15 protein-coding genes are annotated in these 20,193 nt (G+C 55.8%); 8 read left to right on the top strand and 7 right to left on the bottom strand.

Annotated elements, in window-relative coordinates; translation table 11 throughout:
• Positions 1 to 40: 40 nt before the first annotated feature.
• A complete protein-coding gene (locus ACA073_RS10105) occupies positions 41 to 1,630 on the top strand; it encodes a dynamin family protein (RefSeq protein WP_497403120.1) in 1,590 nt (529 codons plus the stop codon).
• Positions 1,631 to 1,964: 334 nt separating this feature from the next.
• Here ACA073_RS10105 and ACA073_RS10100 read toward each other — a convergent pair whose 3' ends face one another.
• Together ACA073_RS10100 and ACA073_RS10095 are read right to left on the bottom strand one after the other, a co-directional pair.
• Positions 1,965 to 3,017: an ADP-ribosylglycohydrolase family protein gene (locus tag ACA073_RS10100; RefSeq protein ID WP_497403119.1), complete on the bottom strand. Its 1,053-nt coding sequence runs from the start codon at positions 3,015 to 3,017 to the stop codon at positions 1,965 to 1,967.
• 10 nt (positions 3,018 to 3,027) lie between these two features.
• Positions 3,028 to 3,285, bottom strand: coding sequence for a hypothetical protein (locus ACA073_RS10095; protein WP_302099525.1), 258 nt, complete (start codon positions 3,283 to 3,285; stop codon positions 3,028 to 3,030).
• Between the two features lie 119 nt (positions 3,286 to 3,404).
• On the opposite strand from ACA073_RS10095, the gene ACA073_RS10090 reads away from it, so the two are divergent.
• Positions 3,405 to 4,280, top strand: coding sequence for a BrxR family helix-turn-helix transcriptional regulator (locus ACA073_RS10090; RefSeq protein WP_094990898.1), 876 nt, complete (start codon positions 3,405 to 3,407; stop codon positions 4,278 to 4,280).
• A 50-nt stretch (positions 4,281 to 4,330) separates the two neighbouring features.
• Here the strand turns inward: ACA073_RS10090 and ACA073_RS10085 are convergent, their stop codons facing one another.
• Both ACA073_RS10085 and ACA073_RS10080 read right to left on the bottom strand, forming a co-directional pair.
• A complete protein-coding gene (locus ACA073_RS10085) occupies positions 4,331 to 4,999 on the bottom strand; it encodes an ankyrin repeat domain-containing protein (protein WP_497403118.1) in 669 nt (222 codons plus the stop codon).
• A gap of 45 nt (positions 5,000 to 5,044) precedes the next feature.
• Positions 5,045 to 8,446 (bottom strand): TM0106 family RecB-like putative nuclease, encoded by a 3,402-nt coding sequence (locus tag ACA073_RS10080; RefSeq protein ID WP_497403117.1) that lies wholly within the window; start codon positions 8,444 to 8,446, stop codon positions 5,045 to 5,047.
• Between the two features lie 377 nt (positions 8,447 to 8,823).
• On the opposite strand from ACA073_RS10080, the gene ACA073_RS10075 reads away from it, so the two are divergent.
• From ACA073_RS10075 to ACA073_RS10065, 3 genes are all read left to right on the top strand, one after another.
• Complete coding sequence (locus ACA073_RS10075) at positions 8,824 to 9,471, top strand: HEPN domain-containing protein (protein WP_017337820.1); 648 nt, start codon at positions 8,824 to 8,826, stop codon at positions 9,469 to 9,471.
• 179 nt (positions 9,472 to 9,650) lie between these two features.
• A complete protein-coding gene (locus tag ACA073_RS10070) occupies positions 9,651 to 9,872 on the top strand; it encodes a hypothetical protein (protein ID WP_017337819.1) in 222 nt (73 codons plus the stop codon).
• A 169-nt stretch (positions 9,873 to 10,041) separates the two neighbouring features.
• Entirely contained in the window at positions 10,042 to 11,352 is a 1,311-nt protein-coding gene (locus tag ACA073_RS10065) for an RES family NAD+ phosphorylase (RefSeq protein ID WP_497403116.1), read from the top strand.
• A gap of 458 nt (positions 11,353 to 11,810) precedes the next feature.
• Here ACA073_RS10065 and ACA073_RS10060 read toward each other — a convergent pair whose 3' ends face one another.
• A complete protein-coding gene (locus ACA073_RS10060; protein ID WP_497404038.1) occupies positions 11,811 to 12,563 on the bottom strand; it encodes an SIR2 family NAD-dependent protein deacylase in 753 nt (250 codons plus the stop codon).
• A gap of 53 nt (positions 12,564 to 12,616) precedes the next feature.
• Positions 12,617 to 14,017 carry a hypothetical protein gene (locus tag ACA073_RS10055; RefSeq protein WP_497403115.1) on the bottom strand — a complete coding sequence of 467 codons (1,401 nt, stop codon included), beginning with the start codon at positions 14,015 to 14,017 and terminating at the stop codon, positions 12,617 to 12,619.
• A gap of 525 nt (positions 14,018 to 14,542) precedes the next feature.
• Here ACA073_RS10055 and ACA073_RS10050 point away from each other — a divergent pair.
• From ACA073_RS10050 to ACA073_RS10040, 3 genes are read left to right on the top strand one after another with little or no spacing between them, the layout of a single operon-like run.
• Complete coding sequence (locus tag ACA073_RS10050; RefSeq protein WP_497403114.1) at positions 14,543 to 15,304, top strand: hypothetical protein; 762 nt, start codon at positions 14,543 to 14,545, stop codon at positions 15,302 to 15,304.
• A gap of 1 nt (position 15,305) precedes the next feature.
• Positions 15,306 to 17,021, top strand: a complete 1,716-nt coding sequence (locus ACA073_RS10045) for a hypothetical protein (protein ID WP_017337811.1) — start codon at positions 15,306 to 15,308, stop codon at positions 17,019 to 17,021.
• Positions 16,999 to 18,744, top strand: coding sequence for a LeoA/HP0731 family dynamin-like GTPase (locus ACA073_RS10040; protein ID WP_077750067.1), 1,746 nt, complete (start codon positions 16,999 to 17,001; stop codon positions 18,742 to 18,744). The genes ACA073_RS10045 and ACA073_RS10040 overlap by 23 nt, the downstream gene beginning before the upstream one ends.
• 49 nt (positions 18,745 to 18,793) lie before the next feature.
• Here ACA073_RS10040 and ACA073_RS10035 read toward each other — a convergent pair whose 3' ends face one another.
• Positions 18,794 to 20,092 (bottom strand): DUF726 domain-containing protein, encoded by a 1,299-nt coding sequence (locus tag ACA073_RS10035; protein WP_497403113.1) that lies wholly within the window; start codon positions 20,090 to 20,092, stop codon positions 18,794 to 18,796.
• Between the last annotated feature and the right edge of the window lie 101 nt (positions 20,093 to 20,193).

Below are 20,193 nucleotides of genomic sequence, written 5' to 3'. Positions count from 1 at the left end.
GCCAACACGAGACAGTGGCCTGCAAACAGAAGAATTCTAAATGTCCCTTGATTTCAGCTTCTCCCTCGAAGAACTGGAGGCCGCCGAAGCCGAAACTGCCAACCCTTATCTGGCAGATTCGGCACTGGGCCTCCAACTTATCACCCGACTGATCGCCCAGCCTCAGGGCGTGATCCACAGCGAACATCGTCGGCAGTTACACCGTTTGCACCAACTGATCCACCAGAGCTTCGTCAATCTCGCGGCACGCGACGACTATCCGGCCGAGGCACAAGCCTATCGCGAGTTGGTGGCGCTTGAGCAGTCGCTGGAGGACCTGGTTGCTTTCCCCGACCTGGCCAACAAGACAGTAATTGGTGTCGGCGGCGGCTTCAGTGCGGGCAAGTCACGCTTTCTCAACAGTCTGCTCTGTGTCGATGTGCTACCTGAATCGCTTGAGCCCACCACCGCGATTCCCAGTTACATCGTGCAGGGTGAGCGTGAGGAAATCATTGCGCTGAACAGCTTCACCCAGGAGGTCGCGCTGGATCGCAGCGCTCTGCAGGCAATCACCCATGCCTTCCAGAAGCATTACCAGGAAACGCTCGGCGTGGAGGTTGGTTTCGCTCATGTCCTGCGCCTGCTGATGATCCATTTGCCCGGCCTGTGGCAGCGCCTCGCATTCCTCGACACGCCCGGCTACAGCAAGGCCGACCGCAACGACGCGGTGCACAGCGATGCACGGATCGCCCAGCGCCAGCTCGCCGACGCCGACCATGTTATCTGGCTGCTCAGCGCCAAGAACGGCTCGATCCGCCGCGATGACCTCGAGTTTCTGCGTACCCTCAACCATCCCAAACCGATCTTCTTCGTCGTCACCCAGGCGGATCTGGTCGGTCGTTCACGCATCCAGGCGATCCTCAACAGCACAGCGCAGGCACTCGACGATGCGGGCATCATCCGGGCCGGACTGATGGCTTGGGCTGCCCCACTGGGTGATCTCAATGGTCAGCACATTGTCGGCGATGACGCACGCGCCTGGCTGGATACGCTCAATAGCCAGCCCAAACGCACCGAGAAGCGTTTGGCTTGCGCACGAGTGCTGGACGCTATTATCGCCCACAACAGCAATGCCGCGGCCAGCAACCGTGAGCTGCTGGCCGCAATGAACGAGCTGCTACCCATCGCCGAGAATTTGGCTGAGAAACGACGTGCAACGGTAAAGCACCAAATCGAACGCTTACGCAATGACCAGCGCCGACTCAACGAAATGGTCGGCGCCTTCGGTGAGCTCAAGCAGGAAATGCTCGAGACGATCACCCGCATCGTCGGAGGTGTAGCCGAAGACGAAGAAGTGCTACGCGGCCACGTATTGATCTACAGACTCCGACGAACATGGCTGAATCGCCCGCTTGCCATCGGTGAGCACTTCGAGATCCGGGTGCTGGCGGTCAAGCCGGAGATCAAAAAGATCATCGTAGAGTTCGGCAGCGGGATTGCCTCCACAGGTCTGAGCTTCAGCATGATCCGCGGAGGTCTGCGCATCGACCCGCAGGTTCTGGTCAAGGGCAGTTTACTGCAAGGTGAAGTTCGCCTTGTGGATGATGAGCATATCACCCTGGCGATCACCAATCCGCACGCAGCAACATGAGCACTTCGCCGGCGACCTGAGAAGGTTGCAGGCGATGCAGACTCAACTGCAGCAGTTGACATAACTTCGCGTACCGACGAGCACTCAAAAGCGTCGCAGTTGCGCCAGCCATTCAGCCACTGTGCGATCGATAACGTCCGCTCGCCGATGACTCAACGCCTCGCTACCGCATTTGGGGCAGCGAGCGAACCAGTCACCGGGCCCCAATACATCGCTACGTGGTGCTACAGTTTTTTTCCAACCACACTCATCACAAACAAAAGTGAAAGGTTTGGGTTTAATTGGCATCGCAGCTCTCCTGAAAGTTCATCCATAGTCGTCTCCATCAGCGCTTTCAGCCAGCGGGATACTCTAGCTCAATCTGCTGATCAAACTCTCCACCATACCCACAGTACTCACGTGGAATGCGCTCGACATCCTCGGCAATTTGCACAATCACTTCACGCAGCTCCAATTGCTCGAACCACCGAGCAGGAATCGCCGCAGCACCATACTGAACACCTAACAAATGCCCGGCGATGAGCCCGGTACTGTCGCTATCGCCACTGTGATTCACCGCCGTGATCACGCCCTCTTCGAACGAACGCGCTGCCAGGGCGCACCATAAGCCGATAGCCAGCGTTTCTTCGGAGATCCATCCGCCACCGAGCTCGCCTATTCGTTGCGGAGTGGGCTGGTAGCCCTCGTAAAAGAAGAAAAGTACGCGCTCAATGAGGCTCCGTGTTTCTTCCATACCCGGCGCTTGTCCATATTTGGCCAAGCTCTGAGTAACCGCGTGCTCCAAGCTGTCTTGCCGATCGACAATGCGCTGGAGAATATCGGCGAACATCCCGGCCGCCAGGTAGCCCGTAGGATGTCCGTGAGTCAGGCGTCCTGACTGGGCAGCGTAGTCAAAGGCGTTTGCAAAAAAGGCGCAGGGCGCAACGCGCATCAAGGCGCCACAGCCTTTGCTGTTGTTCTCGGCAACTGCGCCTAGCCGCGGACTGACCTTGAGTGCACCTAGGCAAGTAGTGCCAGGGGCTCGCCGAGACCAGAGTTCCGATTGATTGATCAGCCAGCCGTCCACGTCGATTGGCATCGCCGTAGGGTAGTCCTGGGTTATCAGCCAGCGCAGCAACGCATGATGAATAATGCTGGGGACGTGGCAAGCCCCTCGTGAGCTGCCGTGCACATACGCCCGCAGCAAGCCCTCTGCGGTGAAAAGCATCATCTGAGTGTCGTCGGTGATGGCGCCGGTGGTACCGAAAGCAGGGGCAAAATCAACGATACCTTGTGGACCGAACTTAGCTTCAATAGCTGACCATTCGAGAAACTCCACTGGGGCGCCTAGCGCATCACCGACGGCGCCGCCGAGCAGGCAACCCTTGATCCGTTCAAGTCTGTTCATGTCCTTTCCCTCATCCCTCTGCCGGGATCAATTCCTGCAGAATCACCAGCTTTCTTTGTAACTGCTGGACGTGCTCTTTCTCGGCTCGCAACGCCGAACGCAGTTCGCGGTTTTCCATTTCCCAGATCCGCGCCCAGCGCACATTTTTTTGGCAGCTCATAGCCATCTGCCAAAGCTCACGCAATCTCAGACACTGATGCAGTAACACCAACAAGATTGCTCCCATCATCAGCAATGCACCCGTCGAAACCGCTTCTGACATACTCATGTCCACTTCCTTTCGTGACTTCTATTCATTTTGAAGACAGACACACGATATGTAGTGTTATACGACAGGTCTAGAATGTAGACTTATACAGGTAAAGTATTCGCGCACATGGAGAGGGTATGAAACGCAAGCAGTCCATCGAGCAGGTCCGCTGGGATCTGGCACTTCGCTATCGTTTGATTGAGACAGTTGCCTGGTGGGAGGGCCGGTTGACCACGGGACACTTGATGCAGAGCTTCGGCATCAGCCGTCAGCAGGCGTCCAAGGACATCAACACCTACATCACAGAACATGCGCCTAAAAATCTTACATATGACAAAAAAATAAAAGGTTACGTGCCCAGCAAGACGTTCACGCCGCTGTTCATCGACGATAGCGCCAGCGCCTATTTGCACCTGCTTTACCAGAACAACGAACGCGCTCCGCACATCGACGGGCTCGCCCTGGCCTACGCCCACACCAAAGTGCTGGAAGTCCCGGATCGTCCGATTCGGCCTGAGGTCCTGCGCCCATTGCTCAAGGCCTGTCGCGATGGACTGCGCCTGGAAACCGAGTACGTGTCGCTCAATACTCCGAACGTGGAGATTCGCCTCATAGCCCCTCACACGCTGGTCTACACCGGTATGCGATGGCATGTACGGGCTTACTGCGAGAAGAATGGCCAGTACCGCGACTTTGTACTCAGCCGCCTACGGGGGCAGCCGGATTTGCTCGACGAATCGCAGAACACTCGTGAGCTGGATGAAGACTGGAATACCGAGATACCCGTCATCTTTGCAGCCGATGGGCGATTGAACGCGGCGCAGAAGTCAATCATCGAAACCGACTTCGGCATGATTGATGGCCAGCTAGTGGTGCCCAGTCGTAGGGCGCTGGTGAAGTATGTATTGCAACGCTATCAGATCGACCCGAGAAACCAGGCCACTAACCCTGAGGCACAGCAAATCGTGGCAACCAACCTCAAGGAGCTGCGCCCCTGGCTCATGCATGACTGATCCACAAACCTCTGGTTTATGGTGTGTTGCTCCGAGTCGATTACGGTCCGTCATGCGTTTCGATTCGGCGACATCCATGTCCACCCGGCCGACATCTCGTGCCAGATACGCGCAGCGCTGATCCAGTTGTCGATCTCCCGGATCAACAGCTGCTGCGCTATGTCGTGATGGCCATGGAGGATGGCCAGATTTCGAGCGGTATTGCCCTCATTGTTCTTCGCATTCATATCAAGTTCGAACATATTGTAGTTATCAGTGAAGTACTTGACGGCCTTGAAGTGGCCGTTTATAGCGAGCCAATGAATAGGCGTATTTCCGCCCACATCCCGATGGTTGAGACTCCCGCCTAGCCGGAAACGCGTTTCAAGAGTTTTTATTTTTCCCTGCCTGGCGGGAAGATGCATGTATTTATCGTGCGGCATGAAGCTGCCGAGGCCTTTCCAGCCCCGCAGTTGCTTGTCCCCCAAGGCACCGAGTGCCTCCAGCTTCTCGATCAGGGCGATTCGGTTCAGCCGATAGGCGATGTCCAGTGGGGTGTCCCCCACAAGATTCCGGTCATTGAACGCCAGCGGATCAAACGACGACAGATACTGCGTATTGTCGAGAAGCACTGAAGCGTGCCAGTCCCCCAAGCCGAGCCCCTCCATGTCATCAACGCAAAAGCTCGTCGAGGCCAAAGCCTTCTGCAGCAGAGGAAGCAAAGCGGGCGTGTATGGCATTACTGTCTTCCCTGTTGCGGATAGATGACAAAAACCTTGATGGCACTACTCACACCGGGCGAGAGCATTGGCAGCCGTCCCGTACCTGACAGCCATGCACAAACCGTTGACCAGGCTCATGTCGTGCGGAGTCAGGCAGCGTATGGCAGTTAGATCGGGGCTGGCGACGATACACGCCAGCGATTTCGCCCGGCTGACGGCCACATTCAAGCGATTTTTCGAGTACAGGAAGCCAATGTCTCTGGGCAAATAGTCTTCATTCGAGGTCGCCATCGATACGATGACAATCTCCGCTTCCTGCCCCTGAAACTTATCCACAGTACCGACACGAGCGCCCGCTGGCAGCACCTGTTTCAACAACTGCACTTGCAGGTTATAGGGAGCGACTACCAGGATGTTTTCGATGCACATCGCATGATCGACACCCTTGTTATCCACATAACGCTGCCGCAAGAAGTACGCAAAAAGCGCTTTGACTTGCGCCGCTTCTTCGTCCGAACTCTGGCTGTTGCCATCGTGCGTCACAGGGCAAAACATTAGCCCGCTCTTCGGCACCTCAGGTCGCTGGCCATCCAGTAACAACACCCGTCGCTCGGTGCCTGGCGCCGAAGAAAGTTGCCCTTCGTACACGGCTTGCGAAATGAACGAGCACACGTTGGGGTGCATCCGCCAGGTTTGCGCCAGGAACACGCCGCGATCAGGTGCGATAGTAGGCGTGCCGTCCAGCAGATAGTCGAGGATGGAATCCCCTGAGCGGCCCGGATGCACGCCTTGCACCGGCTGCGACAATTGCATTTGGTCGCCCATCAAGACGATGTTGCGCGCAGCCAGGCCCATCGTGACCAGGTTCGCCACACTCACCTGACCAGCCTCGTCGATGAACAGATAATCCAGTTGCTCGGTAAAGGTGTCATCGGCGAATAGCCAGGCGGTGCCGGCCGTCAAGTCAATGTTCGGCCCCCAGGCATCGAGGAACTGCTGTTTTTCCTCGATGGAACGGATGCAGCGGCCGGTGAACTCGGTGCCTTCGCCCTCCGAAGATTTTTTCAATCCCGTGAAAGTGCACCCCTCTTCCTGCGCACGAGTTTCAACGGCAGCCAGCAGGTTATTTATGGCGTGGTGCGAGTTTGAAGTTACGCCGATGCGCTTGCCCGCCTTGAGCAAATCAACGATGACGTGCGAGCCGGTGTAGGTCTTGCCGGCACCGGGCGGCCCCTGAATAAAAAGCACGCTGTTTTCGAGGTTTCGCACCACCTGCTTGATGGCATCAATCGAAGGCAGGCTTGAATCAAGCAGTGGTGCACCCGACTTGACGCCCTTCACCCGCGGAGCGCGTCGATGCAGAAAGTCCGCAACCGCCTGGAAGCGCTGTTCGCCGGCCAAGAGGCTGTCGGCATAACGGAACAACGCCTTGCGCAGCGAAGTATACGGGATCGGCCTCCCGGGAATCATGTCGAAGTAATCAGGCGGTGCATTTCTCTCGGTAGCCTTGAATGTCGCCAGACCGTTGTCATGGTCCAGATTAACCAGCTGTACGCTGGCCAGGGACTCGGTGATGACGCCCTGAGAACCGGTACGCATTTTGGTTTCTTGAGGTTCGAAACTGTACTCATACAGATAAGACCGATTGATCGGTTTTGGCAGTGTTTTTGTACGCTGCAATCCGGCCAGACTCTCGATATCTTCCAGCAGTTCTTCGGTTGTCATGTCCTGACGGCTGAACAGCTGCCACCACGTCGGCTTATCTGCGCGGCGGTGGAAGTCGAGCAACTGGAAGGTGAGCAACGTGACCTGATCCTCGTCACACATGGCCTCTTCGTCGGTGCACATCCCCCCCAGCAAACGATCGCGATAATCTTCCAGGCGAATCTCAATCTCTTTTTGCTCCGCCATGGATTTCTCGCTTTCGGCTTCAGACCCGAGAAAAGCGCCTGCATCCGACGGCTTGATTTCCAACAGCCACTTACGCAGAAGATAGGTGGATAGCACGTCGTCTTCGTTGTATCGCTCGATCTGCTCAAGCAACTTCGATTCGCCGGTCTCTTTCCACCGCTCATAAAACACGATGCTCGCGCCGGCATTGGTGACGTCGCCGTCGCGCTGATCCATGTAAAAGTGCTCGATATTCTTGATTGAGTAGCTGGGCTCGGACACCCGGATCGCTTCGCGCACAACCTTGTACAGATCGATCAGCTTGCCGTTGCGCAGCAACCAGTCCACTTGTGCTTCACGCGTCCCGTGCTGGCTCATCAGGCGCTTGATGGCCGTCTCTTCATAGCTGGCGTAGTGGTAAATATGTGCGTCGGGGTAACGCTTGAGATGGCCAATGACCCAGTCGATGAATTGCTCGAAGGCGACCTTTTCTTCTTCCCGGGTATGCGCCCAGAACGGTTTGAAGGTTCGCTGCCCATCCTCGTCGATGTAAAGCCCGAAGAGGTATTCCAGCCCACCCTCTTCCAGCGGATTGCCCTCCATGTCGAAGAACAGATCACCGTCGACCGCCTTGGGCATCCGATGGAAACCACGCCGTTCACCCAAGACAGGCAGGAGCTCGAACAACGGGACATCACTGGAGCGCCCCTTGAACTGCAACCGCGCCTGATGTCGCAACTTGCTCAACGACTCTGTCTGCAATTTCGGGATGCGCAGCTCGTCGGGACTGTCCGCCAGCTGGTGCAATGTGGTCACGCCGGCACTCTGTAACTTCTTGATTTGCGAACGGCTGATTCCCGCTACCGCCGAGAGGTGATCGTCCTGCTGTCGTTGTTCGTCGCAGCGATCACGCCAGGCGCAGAACCCACAATGCCCGCACGGTTCGGGGTAGGTGACTGGCGGTTCGGCACTGTTCACGAACGCATCGAAACGCTGCAGCACATGTTCCAGATAATCGGCGTAGTCGGCCACCCGAAATGCCTGCTCGGTACGCGCAGCATCACCGAGTACGACGTACATGAACTGTGGCTGTACGCTCTGGATCGAGATCAGCATTCGCGAGTAAAGCGCAACCTGCACAAGAAACTTGGCCTTGGCCGTTTTCGCCAGCTTGGTGTCGATCACCTCATAGCTGTGGTCGCCCAGCGCCGACTCTCGCGGCACCTTGCGCAGGAAGTCGGCATGGCCAATAAAGGCGCCTTCCTGAAGCGACGCCTGAAAGATGATATCGGCGCCGGCCTTCATGGCCTGGATGGTAAGTTCCACCCGGCGCGCGAAACTCGGATTGCCCTCGGCAATGTCGACTACGTTGGCATTTTCGCTTTTGAGCCGCTCGAAAAAGGCCGCCTCGTGGGCCAAGCCCTTGTCCTGTATCAGTCGGTTCTGATCGCTTGCCGCGGCTTTTTCCATAGGCATGACAAGGTTCTGAAGGTCTAGCGCCGTCAGGTGCTGGCACTCAAGAAAACCGCAAATATCTGAGGCAGAATACAGCTGAATTCCGTTTCGGGTTTGCATGGTCGCTTCCAGTCCGGTGAAGCGTCCAGGAACGCTTCACGCTGATTAAATGTCGTGTGTGAGTCAGGCGTCGAGCGAACATCCGCGAAAAAACTGCTACAAACCAAGCTATAAAGGACTCAGTTACAGGTTGAGCCAGGAACTGTTCGCGCTTGATGCAGACCACCTTGCGGGTAATATCGAATGGCCATACCCTAAGTAAAAACACAGCCTCCGTCCATGTTGTTTGTCCGTACAGGTAAACAAATGGAGCAGGTTCTCAGGCTCTAGATCGATACTTCTCAACCCACGCCAGGGCTTAATCAAAAAACACGTAAAGTTTTCAGACGCTTCCAATTTATTTGCGTACTGCCCACGACCTCAAGGATCGGCACCCCATGGACCATCAAGCACTCAAGACCCGTCATCGCCAGGAACGCGAAAGCCATCATCCCAACCTCACCTTGCGTGTTCATCGCGCGCTGAGTTGGCTCAATCGTGCCGAGCAAGCTGACGATGTCGACGGGCGCTTTATCTTCCTGTGGATCGCCTTCAACTCCGCCTACGCCACCGATATTGACGAGCAATACCGCCTTTCCGAGCAGTCCACATTCAAGGCGTTCCTGGACAAACTGTGCGCGCTCGACACTGCCAACCTGATCGAAAACCTGGTCTGGTCGGAGTTCTCTGGCAGCATTCGCGCGCTACTGGACAACCCCTATGTGTTCCAGAGTTTCTGGGATAACCAGAACGGCAAGATCAGCGAACAACAATGGACCGAGCGCTTTGCCAGCGGTCGGCGAGCAGCACAGCAAGCCTTGGCCAACCGCAATACCCCAGCAGTACTCGGTGTTCTGTTCAATCGAATTTATACATTGCGTAATCAGGTAATGCATGGGGGCGCAACCTGGAACAGCAGTGTGAATCGAGATCAGTTGCGCGACTGCTCGAACCTTCTCGGCAAGCTGGTGCCGGTGATTATTTTGCTGATGCTAGATAACCCGGAAACGCTATGGGGTGATGCCTGTTATCCAGTGGTTGCTTAGGAAAAACCACAAAGATCCTACTTTGATCACCATGGCCCGTCTGAACCAGCCGGGCCATGGTCACTATCGACTCGTTCGATTGCTGAAAACAAAGGCGCGTCATTGGAGTTTCAGCTCACGACGCATTCTGACCATTCTCGCCTCTACCCTGTCCTCTCTTCAGTGTCAGGACACTTCCTATGCGTACCACTCTCACTCCATTCACCGCCGATGACCAGCGTGCAGCCGACACCTGTCCGCTCTCGCGCAAGTGGTGTCTCCAACTGCTGCTGCAGCTTGGCGGACACCGAAATCTTCTCGGCCGGCACGGCTTTAACGATGATGATCTTGCGCTCGGGATGGGCCTTGGGAGGTGGGTCGAGGCTGATGATTACAGCGCGGCTGATGTTGTTCAGTACTGAGATAAATACCGAATGCGCACAGCCCGGGCCAGTGGGTGACCCTGGGCTTTTAATCGGGTTTAAAGAGTGTTCAGAGTCACCCTGGGGATTAAGGCGTCTTGGTTCAGTGGGCTATGGATGCGATCATCCAGCTATGCCCGCGAGCGTCAAAATCTAAAGGTGTCGGACGATGAAAATGGACAAGTTGCTAGAGTCGATTTGCTTTGAGTGTGTGGGGGATCACTATTTGAAGCAGAGGATTGTAGGTTCAGGGGTGAAGGGCAAATGTTTGAACTGTGGGGAATACCGGTTTTCCATTGAGCTAGAGACATTATCCGATGATATAGCCGAGATACTTCTGACAAACGTAACGCCTGGTGATTTATTCGATGTCTGGGACATTGAAAGGGATCGAATGAGCCATACCGAACGACGGGGTGAGTCGCTCAGTTACTACGTAAGAGAGATCCTGCAAATCCATGAAGAGAGCAATTCGGTCATCGACTACGTGCTGGGTACGCTGGTAAGCCAGTCGCCAGGCAACAAAGGGTTCTTTGATGAGGGTACCTATGAACGAAGAGTATGGGTACCAGTTGACGTAGAGGAAAACTGGCTCGATTTTCGAAACGGATTGATGCATAAGAGCCGTTTCTTCAATCACAAGGCCAGAGAATTTCTGGAGTGGCTGTTTGAGGGAATCGACGATTACCAGGTATGGGGCTCTGGCCCTGGTGTCGTTCGTCCGCTAAATCCCACCGAGAGCAAGCCGATTTTTCGTGCGCGAGACTGTACGCCACCGAAGGACCGTAGTTCGGCCATTTTTGCTGATCCCACTAAGCAGTTAGCAGCGCCTCCGAAAGAGTTAGCGCCTGCCGGGCGGATGAGTCCTGCGGGTGTTCCAGTGTTCTATGGTGCCTTTGAACGTGAAACGTGCATCGCTGAGCTCAGGCCACCCGTCGGTGGGAAAGTCATCAGTGGCGAGTTCAAACTCACCAAAGAAATACGAGTATTCGACTTCACAGCGCTGGAGGATGCCTACGACAGGAAAGTCATAAGTTACTTTGAACCGGACTATCGCCGAAAAATTGAACGGCGGCAGTTTTTGAAGAGTTTCCACAGCATCATCAGTCGCCCTGTGGTACCTGGTCAGGACCATGAGTACCTACAAACTCAGGTGATCGCTGAGTACCTTGCCACTCAACATTCCCCGCCCATTGATGCCGTTATTTTTGCGTCTGCGCAGAACAAGCATGAAGGAGGCAAAAACATTGTGCTGTTTTCGCAGGCTATATCGCCTGATCCGCTTCTGCCTGTTGTTGATGAATACGGCCATTTGCCGTGGGTAGGTGAGCAACCTGATTCCGCAATTGAGTTTGTACCCGAGTCACTGATGGTTCACGAGATCGAGCAGGTGAAGGTCAAGACGAAGGATACGAGGGTGATCAAGGGTCAGCTCGAAAGCGATATCGATGATTCCTATGAGCGGGGTTACTGGGACTGAATGCAGCCCCTCCTTTTTGACTTTCGAAGGCTTTATAAAGCGTTTACGGCACTTGTCCATCCGGCAGTGCTGGTTCAGTACGTGCTGAGGAACTGCAATGGTCTGAACATGATGACGCTACAGATGGGGGTGATTCTGTCGGGCGATCCGCGTTTCTATGACGCGATAAGGACAGTGTAGGACGAATTTAACCAGATCCTACCAGGTCTGGCTTCATCTCTTAACTGAATCAGGAGCGAAGTTTGGGACGTGCCAAGGATCACATGATGGAGCTTGAAAATGACCGTATGCGTCAGTGGATGATGGATACGTATGACATTGATAAGGATGAGTTGGAAGAATATTCATAAGAATGGCAAGAAATGACACAGGAATATCAGGCGGAATGTCGACTGAAGTCCAAGGGGCTGCAGCACCCCATAGGTTTCGTTCATTGAGCGGAATGTAGGCGATTGGACCTACTCTGCGAAGACCTCCTCGACCAACCGAGGCAGAACCTCTGCCGCTCTGCCCGCCAAGCTGAATTCGCGATCCCCTTTTACAGGCTCAGGCTGCAAATTGATGTGCAGCACCTGCGCGCCATGTTGCAAGGCAATCCGAGGGATCTCGGCCGCTGGTTGCACCAGACCGGACGTGCCGATCGAAAGCAGCACATCACAGTCCTTCGCTGCCGACACGGCCTTGCGCCACACATCATCGGGCAGCGACTCGCCAAACCAGACCACTCCTGGTCGCACTTTTCCATTGCAATGTCTGCAGCGCGGCGGCTCGATGCGGCGCCCGCCTTGCGGCTCATCGAGTGGGTCCGCGCTGAACGTATACGGTCGCGCACAGGCAAAGCAGCGCGGTGAACTCAGACTTCCGTGCAGATGCAAGACATCACAACAGCCGGCGCGCTCTAGCAAATCATCAACGTTCTGGGTGACGACGGTGAGCATGGGCACGCGACGAGCCAATGCGGCGATGGCCCGGTGCGCAGCGTTCGGTTGTGCGCCAAGGACCTTGGCACGTCGCCACTCGTACCAACCCCATACGAGGGCGGGGTCATTGCGGAACGCTTGGGCTGTGGCCAGTGCAGCGGGGTCGAAGTTCTCCCACAGGCCGGTCAAGGCATCGCGAAATGTCGGGATGCCACTTTCTGCAGAAATGCCTGCGCCGCTAAACACCACGACGTGGCGTGCGCTACGCAACTGATCAACCTGGAATTCCATCACGACCTCTTGCATGTTGTCAGCGTGGCCTCAGTACTGCTCAATTCAGTGAGCTACCGGGAAGCCGTCACCAACGGATAACGCACGTCGAAGCCCACCATGAACAATGCCCGCTCCAGATCCAGCAGTCTCACTTCCCGCCCCTGCGCGGCGAGCACCCGGATCACCGCGTGGAGGATGCGACTGGTCACCCGCACAAGTCCGGCCCAGATTCCGGCAGGATTGGGCCCCTTGGTGCTGCTTCTGTAAAGATTGATAAATTCGAAACCTTCTTGCGAAGGGTCGCGTGTTTCGACGTTATTGTTGGTTGTTTTTTGATTGGGCCCCCAGCGAAACGCCAGGTCTGGCGGTACAACGCTCCCCCCGATGCCTTCAAGCCATTTACGCACCAACAACCCCAGCGCAGCCCCTACCCGTCCATCATAGATGATGATGCCGTCCGGGGCGGCAGCGGCGTAAATCTTGGTCATTGCGGAGTTCATCAGCAGGTTAGTGCCATCGAAAGCCGTGAGCGATTCGTTGCTTGCGGGTCGAAGCAATTTCACCGCCTGCAAGATCGAATGGCACAGGGTCTGGTCGGCGAACCGGGTCTCGACCCACAGCAAAGAGGCGTCGCCCGGCTTACTGGCGACACCTCCCCATTTGAATATCTGCAGGCAGGCCTCTCGCGCGGCAATGCAATCGTTCGCCGCAAGTGCCGTGCGAAGCCGCGCCGCAATGCTGGAAAAGTCATCAGGTGCTTTCTTTTCCGGCCAGGAATAATGCTTGGCGGCCTCGGCCAGGGTCAGGCACCACCACTCCTTGTTTTGGGGCCGGGTCAGCTCCTTCCATGGCGTCCATGAGTGATGCCTGGTGATTGAATAACGATGCTCGAATGAACCCGGACCGCCTGACCATAGTGTTGCCAAATGATCGGCAAACGCCTGTTGAACCGGGCTGAGACATCCTGCCTTCAACTCTTCAACAACCCGTTGATTCGGTTCGACAACCGCCGCTACGGCCACGGACCGCGTCGTCAACCAGACCGCAGTGGGCTGTTTCGAGCGGATCCCCACAACTCCCAATTGCTCAAGAATCGGAAGCACGTAGGTGATATTTCGCGGACCGTAGGTTCCACTGGAAAGTTCTCGGGCGACCTTGCAAAGCGGCCCGGCTTTTTTATGGTCATTATCGGATTCGATCACACACGGATTACCGGCGTGGTGGTCGTTGACGTGCAGATATTCCAGTACGGCTTCGAAGGCGGCTTTCGGGATCGCAAGCGTCGTCTTGCCCACCGCTACCTTGACCCGCTCGGGCGTCACACTGTCTACACCGAATTCAGAACGTCGCGACGGTGTTTGAAGCGTTCCCAATGCCCCCATCATTGGCCACAACGATGAGACTTTTTGAGCTGCCACTTGCGTCATGCTTACTTCCTTGCTGAATTCGAGAATAAGATTGCCGGCGGACACTACCCCTCCCCCTGCGTCCTGCGCAAGATTTCAACCTCCGCTTCCATCGACTTGTAATGCCGGTACATCTCATACCCTTTCTTGGCGATGATTACGACGCCTACAGCGGCCAGAAAATTTTTCAACATGGTCACACCCTCAGTTGTTGGAAGGTTTGATCATGATCAGGGGCCGCGACAAATTGAGTCGCACCGAGCAAAAGTGGCGTTGATGCACCCACCCCACTCAAGCTTTTCCCGGCGATGCCGATAAACGGCAATGGACCATGCTCCACTGGCATAAAGCCCCACACCAACAAGGACGTTGCGTATGCCTCTTGTAACCCGCTTCACGGTTCTCCCCGGACCGACCTCTCGACCAACACTTTCTACAGCCATTGGGCAATTTCAATGCAGCTTCGCTGAACTGACGGCGCCTGCGACTGCGATTTATCCCCCCATCGGAACATCGGGCACGACACAAAATGTCGCGGGTACGCCTGACACTCAGCCCCACCAGGCTGACTCCATCACACAAGGAACAGTAATGAACGCGCCCCAAGACCTTAACCGCCTGTATTCCGACGTTTCCGACAGTATCGCCGGCGCCATGGCCGACATTCTGGATTTGAATGTCGAGCACAAAGACGGCAAGCGCGAAGTCGGCAACATGACCGAGAAGCTTCGCGCCATCCAGGCTCAGTTCGATGGCGAACTTGATCAGCTGAAGACGCATGCCGAGTGGGACATGTTCACCATGGCGTTTTTCGGTGAAACCAACGCGGGCAAGAGCACGATCATCGAGTCGTTGCGCATTCTGTTCAAGGAAGAGTCCCGGCAAGCATTGCTGGAACAAAATGCTCACGACTTGGTGAAGTACGAAAAAGCGCTGGCCGAGCATATCGAACGATTGCGTGAAGGCCTGAATGCGGTTTACGAGGAACATGCCGCGCAAATCTCTGACATCCGCCAGGGCACGCGCCGTCTTTGCGAGATTCTGCAGGAAGAGACCGCTGCCAGAAACCGCATCGCTGAAGCCGAAGCGCAGGCCCGAACGGCACTGGCAGAGCAAGAGGCCAATGCCCGATTGAAGGCCGAACAGGAAGTCGCCGCACAACGGCTAAAGGCCGAGCAGGACATAGCGGCGCAACGTTTGAAGGCGGAACAGGAAGAAGCCGCGCAACGCCTACAACTGGCCCAAGACCAATCCAACGCCAAAATCAGGACAAAACTGATTGCTTTTACCTGTGGCGGAATGGTGCTGGGGGCAGCCGCATCGGCACTGCTGTTGAAACTGGCAGGAGTCTGAGATGAGCAACTTTGAGCTCGACGAACTGTTCGATCAAGCGACCGCGGTGCCTGAAGACGCGCCGATCGCTAACCCCTTTGCTCACATCAAGACCCAATCGGCCGCCATGGATGACGTGCTGAATCAGCGACTGGCCGATGTATTTTCCGGCGCTCTGGCACTTGACCGAAAAAAAGCCCTGGCCTTGCGTATCGACGGGCGGATCATCGGCACCGGCGAAGCGGATTTCACCAAAGGCAATACGTTCTACACGCTCAACTACAAGGGCAAACGCTTCCAGTTGATCGATGTACCCGGCATTGAAGGTGACGAGGGCAAGTATTCGCACATGGTCCGTGAAGCGGTGGCCAAGGCGCACCTGGTGTTCTACGTCAACGGCACCAACAAGAAGCCTGAAAAAGCCACCGCAGAGAAAATCCGCTCCTATTTGCGTCTCGGCACCCAAGTGTGTCCCTTGGTGAACGTGCGCGGCAACGCCGATGCCTACGAGTTCGAGGAGGACCGGCAAGCCCTCGAAAGCGGTGCATTGCAGCAGACCGTGGGCGTGCTCGAGTCTGTGCTGGGCGCCAAGGCCATGCAGTCTGGCCACTGCGTGCAGGGGTTGCTGGCTTTCTCGGCGCTGGCCGCTGCACCAGGGACGGAACGTACGACCATCCACCCTTCCCGGGATCGCGACCTGGTCATTCAGCAACGGAATTACCGCAAGTATTTCGCCTCGCCGAAGGCCATGTACGAGTTCAGCCAGATCAAGTCAGTCGCCCAGGTGCTTCACGGAAAACTGGGCACCTTCAAAGAAGACATGATCGAGAGCAACAAGACCAAAGTTCATGAGTTGCTGGTGGAAAACCTCGCCATCCTGCAAGAACTCCACACCAGCCATGAAACGTTCGTGGCCAGGACAGAACCAGAGTTCGACAAGTGCCGCATTGCCGTCAAAGACGGCTTGGCCAAGTTCGAACAGTCCGTCACGAAGGGCCGAAAAATCCTGTGGGACCGACTCTTCACTGACATGAGTGCGACTGCCGACGACATCGTCGAGGAACACTTCGGCGAAAACGAATTGGTCGCCAGCAAGATCCAGCGCGCCTTTCGCGAGCGCCAGGAACAGTTGAAAGAAGAATTGCAGACTCAGTTCGAAAAGTATCTGGCGGAGTTGCAAAACGATCTGGTGCAGGCCATGCAGCGGCTGCTGGAGGACGTTTCGAGGGTTGAGTTCGAGCAGGCAATCGCTTACGCAGGCGCGGACCTTAACGCGAGCTACAAGACACCGGAGCTGGGCCTTGGACTGGATTTCAAAGATTACGGCTGGATGCTGTTCAACGTAGGGTCCTATGCCCTCGCGGGCGCCGGGATCGGCACCGCATTCCCTGTCGTCGGCAACCTTATTGGCGCAGCTGTCGGCGCTGCGGTGGGGCTCTTGATCAACCTCATGAACTTCCTCCTCAGCAAGGAAAAACGCATTCGCAAAGCCCAGGCTCAAGTCCAGGACAAGATCGCCGAAGCACGCGCCAATGCCGCCGACTCCCTGCGTGATGAGCTGAAGGCTTTGCTCACACCTGTTCGCAGTCAAATCGAGGCAAAAGTCCTCGGACAAGTCAACGACATCCATGCATCCCTGATTCGCCCGCTGCACATCATCAAGCAGCAGATGGCATTGATGCAGCGCACCAAAGATCAACTGGAGAAAATGCCCCATGGAACAATTCACGCAATTTAATGTTGATAAGCAAACAGCGATCAAAGGCCTGGATCAGCTTCGAGTCATCCTGAAAGAGTTGGGCGAGCTAGGCAGTGACGTCAGTGCCGAAATGGAAAAGATCGATTCAGCCGTCAAGGCAATCGAATCCGACGTTTTGCGCATTGCACTGCTAGGCGCCTTCTCCGACGGCAAGACCAGCGTGATCGCCGCATGGCTGGGTAAAGTCATGGCCGACATGAAGATCGACATGGACGAATCCTCCGATCGCCTGGCGATCTACACGCCAGAGGGGCTGCCGGGCAAGTGTGAAATCGTCGATACCCCCGGCCTTTTCGGTGACAAGGAAAAGACCGTCGATGGCGAACAGGTGGTTTATGAAGACCTGACCAAACGCTACATCTCCGAAGCGCATCTGATCCTGTACGTCGTGGATGCCACCAACCCGCTCAAGGAAAGCCACAGCGCTATCGCCAAGTGGGTGCTGCGCGACTTGAACAAGCTGTCTTCGACGGTGTTCGTCATCAATAAAATGGACGAAGTGACCGACCTGACCGAACAGGTGCTGTTCGATGATCAGGCCACCATCAAAAAGGACAACCTGAAAGCCAAGTTGCAGCGAGTAGCCAACTTGACCTCGGAAGAACAGGCACGCCTGAACATCGTCTGCCTGGCCTCCAACCCCGGTGGTCGGGGTCTGGAGTTCTGGTTCGGCAAGCCCGAGCACTACGAAAGCCGCTCGCGGATCAACGACCTGAAGGCCATGACCAGCCGCATCCTGCAAGACAACGTACCTGCGGCACTGATGGCCAAGACGGGCATGGACGTTGTGCGCGATGTCGTCGGCCAGCATGTGGCACGGGCCGAAGAGCAATTGGGCAGACTGGATGCCTTTGCGCAGCAGAACGCCGAGGAGTCCGTGCGGATCAACCAGGATATTTCCAAGGGCCGTCGCGAGGTGAAACGCCTTGCTGGGGAGCTTTTCGATGAGCTGAACAATCTTGAAAAAGACTTGCTTGGCAAGCTTCGCCCGCTGTCGCTGGAAAATATTCGTGACTTTCTCGAGGATGAAATCGGCTACACCGAAGAAGGTGTCGGCTACAAACTCAACCTTAAAATCAAGGCCGCCATCGACCGCTCGTTCGATCAATCCTCCAAGGTCACCAACCGCATTTCCCAGGACATCGGCCGTCAGCTCAACTCAAGCGAAAGCTTCCTCAATGCCATGAGCGAGGGCGCACTCAAGTCCATGGGTGGCGCCGCTAAAGGTATTGCCAACCTGAGCCCGGACATCATCAAGAGTGCAGTGTTTGCTGCGAGAGATGCACTGGGGGCCGTGACCGGAGTGGTCTTCAAGTTCAAACCGTGGCAGGCAACCAAAATTGCTGGCGCCATTTCCAAGTGGGCTGGCCCTGCAGGCGCTGCCTTCACCCTGACCTCGGACCTTCTGGGTGCCTACAAGGCTCACGAACTCGAGCAGGAATTGAAGACTGCCAAAGAATCCATCACCACGATCATCAAGAGTTCGTTCAAGGACATCTACGACCTTATTGGCGATGACGAAAAGCTGCTGGACTTCTTTGCACCGCAGCTCAAAGAGTTTGAGAAGATCGTCGCAGCCGTTGATGAGCGCTCGAAATTCATTCGCAGCAACCAGGAAAAGCTGATTCAAGTACGCGAAAAACTGAACGCGCTGGGGCTGCCAGGCAGCACAGAGCCTTCAATGCGAGCGTTGACCGCTTAACCAGGGCTTTAACGCCGCCAGGAGCAGCACGCTGGCGGCTACCCTTTCCTCAATGCAACCCGTCATTGCCCAGCTTCACCCGCGCATAAAAAATGATTGCGACTGCCGGAATCAATGCCGAGTAACCGGGCTTCAATGCTGTCTTGACGTTGGTAATCACTCGTCCGACCGTCGTCGCCGCCAACAGTTTTGGCACCATCGCCAGCAGGTTAGGCGACACGAAGCTGCCAATGGTTGCCATTGTAATCTGCGAACTGACTGAGCCAGATGCCTGCGCGCCCATCGAGGCTGATGACTTGAAGCAGGCACTCAACGTTAACCGTCCCGCCAAAGCATCGACGTGCCTGAAATAGTGCTCTGCCGACAGGGTTTTCAGGTCCGTTTCCGTTGATTTGCTGAGTTCATGCCCTTCTGGAAACGCGTTATGGAAGAACCTGCGGACCAATGCGCCCTCAAGCTCCAGGATGGTCGTGCACCTATGCAACTCGTCTTCATCCAATTCAAAATGCGATGCCAGCATTTCAAGCACTTCGGCGTAAGGCAAACCTCGGCGTCGCGTCATGTTGGCCAGGCAATGGCCGCCCAACAGTTGAAATTCCCGGGTGAAGGCGTAGTGCTTTTCGTTTGAGTCCTGGTTGTCGTCAAGGGACGTCCAGCTGCTGTTCTTGAGGTGCTTGATCGCTTCCTCCAATAACGTTGGGTGCGACGGTTCAAGGTGTTCAAACAGGTCGTAGAGCAGATAATCCGTACGCACGTGATCATCCTGCAGATCGCCTTCCTTGTTCAGAAGAACCGGATAATGCTGCCCCTGGAAACCGGCAAAGACAGTGACCGTCAAAACCTTGTGCAGGTTCGGCCAGTAGTCTTGATGGCCGAAACCGGTCATCGAAACATTCTCGAAATTCGTCACTTCGTGGCGCCCCAGGCAAGTTTCGTCTGCGTTCATCAGCAGCATCCTGTCGGACCTGGAGTAGGCATTGATCAACCGTCCTTTGATACAGGCCTTGAGTCCTGGCACTTCGTCAGCCTTCACTTCGACAGCAGCGGCCATCAGCAGTACATCGCCGATGGTGAGGCTATAGCCGTCGGGTTGGCGAACCAGTTTCCTCAAGGCACTGACCAGCACTCGGCCGCCCAATGAGTGGCCGATCAGATTGATTTCGGCCACCTCGGGATGATTCGCCTTCAAGTAATCGTGCAACTCACTGAGCAGGACATCACCCATTTCCGTTGCCCGACGACGACTGAGGGCAAAATGCGCCACGCGGTCCGCTACAAATGCAGCGGCCGTTGCATAGGGATACAGGCGGCCGGCGGCGACAACGAGCTGCTTGGTGGTGTTGGACACCTGCAAGTAATGGCCCGAGCGCCAGAAGCCAAGAATGTTGATGCCATTGTGCAGCGTGGAGGGAATCTGCCTGGACAACAATCGGCGATCCTTCAGATCGT

The sequence above is a fragment of the Pseudomonas sp. LBUM1670 genome (assembly GCF_059695695.1).
Note: the sequence above shows the minus strand (reverse complement) of the source record. Positions and strands in the feature narration are given on the sequence as shown.

Bases quoted from the DNA above. Each gene is read 5' to 3' on its own strand.
- ACA073_RS10105 (WP_497403120.1), top strand. From the start codon at position 41: ATGTCCCTTGATTTCAGCTTCTCCCTCGAAGAACTGGAGGCCGCCGAA.
- ACA073_RS10100 (WP_497403119.1), bottom strand. From the start codon at position 3,017: ATGAACAGACTTGAACGGATCAAGGGTTGCCTGCTCGGCGGCGCCGTC.
- ACA073_RS10095 (WP_302099525.1), bottom strand. From the start codon at position 3,285: ATGAGTATGTCAGAAGCGGTTTCGACGGGTGCATTGCTGATGATGGGA.
- ACA073_RS10090 (WP_094990898.1), top strand. From the start codon at position 3,405: ATGAAACGCAAGCAGTCCATCGAGCAGGTCCGCTGGGATCTGGCACTT.
- ACA073_RS10085 (WP_497403118.1), bottom strand. From the start codon at position 4,999: ATGCCATACACGCCCGCTTTGCTTCCTCTGCTGCAGAAGGCTTTGGCC.
- ACA073_RS10080 (WP_497403117.1), bottom strand. From the start codon at position 8,446: ATGCAAACCCGAAACGGAATTCAGCTGTATTCTGCCTCAGATATTTGC.
- ACA073_RS10075 (WP_017337820.1), top strand. From the start codon at position 8,824: ATGGACCATCAAGCACTCAAGACCCGTCATCGCCAGGAACGCGAAAGC.
- ACA073_RS10070 (WP_017337819.1), top strand. From the start codon at position 9,651: ATGCGTACCACTCTCACTCCATTCACCGCCGATGACCAGCGTGCAGCC.
- ACA073_RS10065 (WP_497403116.1), top strand. From the start codon at position 10,042: ATGAAAATGGACAAGTTGCTAGAGTCGATTTGCTTTGAGTGTGTGGGG.
- ACA073_RS10060 (WP_497404038.1), bottom strand. From the start codon at position 12,563: ATGGAATTCCAGGTTGATCAGTTGCGTAGCGCACGCCACGTCGTGGTG.
- ACA073_RS10050 (WP_497403114.1), top strand. From the start codon at position 14,543: ATGAACGCGCCCCAAGACCTTAACCGCCTGTATTCCGACGTTTCCGAC.
- ACA073_RS10045 (WP_017337811.1), top strand. From the start codon at position 15,306: ATGAGCAACTTTGAGCTCGACGAACTGTTCGATCAAGCGACCGCGGTG.
- ACA073_RS10040 (WP_077750067.1), top strand. From the start codon at position 16,999: ATGGAACAATTCACGCAATTTAATGTTGATAAGCAAACAGCGATCAAA.